Origin of the sequence: Kitasatospora nipponensis (assembly GCF_039528135.1) — a bacterium.
Taxonomy (GTDB): domain Bacteria; phylum Actinomycetota; class Actinomycetes; order Streptomycetales; family Streptomycetaceae; genus Kitasatospora; species Kitasatospora nipponensis.
This window is the reverse complement of sequence record NZ_BAAALF010000276.1, coordinates 1-3381: the sequence shown is the minus strand read 5'-3', so window position 1 is coordinate 3381 and position 3381 is coordinate 1. Positions and strand designations below refer to the sequence as shown.

The window sequence follows — 3381 nt, the reverse complement described above, 5'->3', positions numbered from 1 at the left end:
CCCCCCGGGCCGTTCGCGGTCAGGAGGGCAGGTGCCACTTCTGGTTGGCGCCGCCGGTGCAGTCCCAGAGCTCGACCTGGGTGCCGGCGGTGGTCGACCAGCCGGTGTCGTCCAGGCAGCGCCCGGACTGCGGGTTGAGCAGCGACCCGTCGGACTGCGGGATCCACACCTGGGCCCCGGTGTTGTTGCAGTCGTAGAGGTCCACCGCGGTGCCGTTCGCGGTGCCCGCCGCGTTGACGTCCAGGCACTTGCCGAGCACGTGCAGGGTGGAACCGGCCGCCACCACGGACCAGTTCTGCGCGGCGGTGCCGTTGCAGGTGTAGACCTGGACGGGGTTGTAGTTGGCCGTGCTCGCCGACCGGTCGTCCAGGCAGAGGCCGCCGTAGCCGGTGATCGCGCCCGCGCCCGGACCGGGGTTGGAGCCGCCGCCGGTGGTGGTGTAGGCGGCGACGTAGCCCACGCTCATGCTCGCGCCGGGGGTGGTGGCGGCGGTCGGCGTGGTGCAGCCGCAGACGCCGTTGGGGAAGCCGCCGCCGATGGCGAGGTCGAAGATGATCGAGAGGTTGTGGTCGAACGCCTGCTGCCAGGTGCCGGTGCCGACCTGGCCCTCGGTCACGCTGAAGTACGCCGCGCCGTCCAGGTACCAGGTGATGGACTCGGCGGCGGTGTTGGTCCGGTCCAGGATCATCGCGTAGGTGTGGTAGCCGCTCTGGCAGCCCGGGCAGGCGCGCAGGCCGCTGCCGATGCCGTTGCCCTCGTTGCACACGCCGCCGGGGTAGGTGCCGCAGTGGATCGTGCCGGCCACCTGGGAGAGCGCGTTGACGTCCTCCATGATGTCGATCTCGCCGTTCTCCGGCCACTGGCCCGGTCCGAGCATCCAGAACGCCGGCCAGTACCCCTGGCCGGCGCCCGGGCCGGGCTGCTGGATCGAGGCGACGACCTCCAGCTTGCCGCCGGCCGGGGCGCCCACCGAGGCGTTCGGGGTGCGGATCCGTCCGGAGGTCCAACTGCTGCCGTTGCGCAGGGCGGTGATGTCGAGGTGACCGTTGCCGTCCAGGTGGACGTTGGCGGTCGAGTTGGTCATGGTCTCGATCTCGCCGGTCCCGAAGTTGCTGCCCGGGCCGGTGTCATAGGTCCAGTTCGCCGCGGAGGGCGGGCTGTTGGCGGCGCCCGCGAACGAGTCGCTGAAGACGGTGGTCCAACCGGCGGGCGGCGCGGGCACGGTGGCGGCGCTCGCGGGGGCCGGCGCGGCCACGAACAGCGCGAGCAGGGCCGCGGCGAGCGCCGCCACGACCGGGCGACAGCGTCGCAGGAACGGGTGCACGCCCGGGCGGGCATGCGGGTGCAGCGGTACGGGGGTCATCTGCGTCTCCCTCGGATCCAACGGCGGCCGCCGGGTGGGTGGTTCGTGGGGGCCGGCGGCGAACCGGGCGGATGGCGCACCGCGTCGGCCGGGCACGGAGGCGTCGGCCGGGAGCGGGCACGGGTGGTCGGGACGGCGGCGCAGGAGCGACGGGCAGTCCCGATCGGCCGCGCGGGAGGGGCCGCGGGGTGAGGGTCCGGTCGGGTCGCACAGGAGTGGTGGGCGGGTGGCGGCGCGACGGGGGGAGGGGACGGGTGCGCCGGGCACCGTGTTTGGGAGTATGTGGTCCAGGCCAATGTTCGTCAAGCTCGTCAAGCGTGCGTCAGGACCGCTTTCGCGCCACGCCGGCCCAGTAGTAGGCGGCGGTGGGGTCGGCCGGCGGGGTGCCGTCGGGACGCCAGGCCATCACCGGCACGATGCCGGGGTCCAGCAACTCCCAGTCGGCGAAGAACCGCCCCACCGCGGCCCGGTCGCGCGGTACCAGGGTCATCCGCCCCTCGTCCTCGGCGTCCACCACGGCCTGCACCGCCTGCGGGTCGAAGTCGGCCGTGACGTGGGTCAGTGCGACGCAACTGCCGGGTGGCAGCGCCTCGAGCAGGGTGGCCACCTGCTGCCAGGGGTCGTCCGCGTCGGCCACCAGCATCAGCACGCCGAGCAGCATCAGGCCCACCGGCCGGGTCAGGTCGAGGGTCTCGTGCAGCGCGCGGTGGTGCAGGATGCCCTTGGGCTCGCGCAGGTCGGCGTGCAGGTAGGCGGTGCGGCCGGCGGTGGTGCTGTCCATCAGCGCACGGGCGTGCGCCAGCACGATGGGGTCGTTGTCGACGTAGACCACCCGGGCGGCCGGGTCGGCGAGTTGGGCCACCTGGTGGGTGTTGCCCTCGGTGGGGATGCCGGTGCCGATGTCGAGGAACTGGCCGATGCCCTGCTCGTGCACCAGGTGGCGCACGGCGCGACCCAGGAAGCGCCGGTTCTCGCGGGCCATCGTGCGGATGGTGGGGATGAGCCGCTCGACGGCGTCACCGAGTTCGCGGTCCGGCGCGAAGTTGGTCTTCCCGCCCAGCCAGTAGTCGTACATCCGGGCCGAGTGCGCCACGGTCGTGTCGATGGCGGCGGGTTCCCAGGCGCCATCCCGGCCCACCCAGGACCATGCGTCCTTCGTCATTGCGCGCCTCCCCCGTCTTTCTGGGCCCGTTTTCCCCGGGCCCACCCGGTCCTGCCCGGGCCCACCCGGTCCTGCCCGGGCCCACCCGGTCCTGTCCGGGCTTGCCCGATCCTGCCTCGTCGGCTCTGGATCACGCCAGCCTCCCACGGGTGCTGACGTGCCGACAAGTCGGCCGAAGGCGGGGTGGCGACCGCGTGAAGGGCCAGGAAACGGGCAGCTGCGCGCGACTGTCGTGGGCTGCCGGCGAGCGGATCCCGGCACTCGTCCACCCCGAGGACGGGGCGGCCCTCCCCGTAGGGGGCGGGCGTGCGGGCCATGCTCGCCGGCCTCTCGCCGTGCCGGCCCGAGGGCGCCCGAGCCCGGCCGGCCACTGGTGTGCATGGTGCTCCCGTTGTCTGCCAACTCCCTTTTCTGGCAAGGGCCTTGCTGGCATTCGGCGAGTCGGCTACGTTGCTGGCGTCAGCTGCTGTCACGAGGGCGGCCGCGAAAGGCAGCTGTCATGAATCTGACAGCAACCGGCACGGTCGACCGGCCGGCGACCCGATCCGGCGCGACGGCGCAACCCGGCCCGACGGCGCGGGGCGCTCGGCCCCGGTGCCCACGGCCGGTGCCCTCGGCCGGTGCCCACGGCCGGTGCCCTCGGCCGGTGCCCACGGCCGGTGCCCACGGGCCGGCGACAGACGAACGAGGAAGACCCGGAAGCAGCTCAGCGCGCACGACCACGGTCCTGGTACGGCGTGCCGGGCGGTGCGGGCCCCACACGACCCGACCCCCCGACGGGCACGCCGACCCCAACCTCCCTGGGAAGGCACTCCATTGCCCATCTCCTCTGCGTTTCCGCGGACCCGCCCCGGCC

At 73.6% G+C, this 3381-nt stretch carries 2 protein-coding genes; both read right to left on the bottom strand.

Annotated features, from left to right (window positions below; all coding sequences use genetic code 11):
* Positions 1–19: 19 nt before the first annotated feature.
* The gene (locus ABD323_RS38000) at positions 20–1363 is read right to left on the bottom strand and encodes a ricin-type beta-trefoil lectin domain protein (RefSeq protein ID WP_344446668.1); all 1344 of its coding nucleotides are present in this window, start codon (positions 1361–1363) and stop codon (positions 20–22) included.
* 322 nt (positions 1364–1685) lie between these two features.
* Positions 1686–2525 (bottom strand): SAM-dependent methyltransferase, encoded by an 840-nt coding sequence (locus tag ABD323_RS37995; RefSeq protein ID WP_344446667.1) that lies wholly within the window; start codon positions 2523–2525, stop codon positions 1686–1688.
* Positions 2526–3381 lie beyond the last annotated feature (856 nt).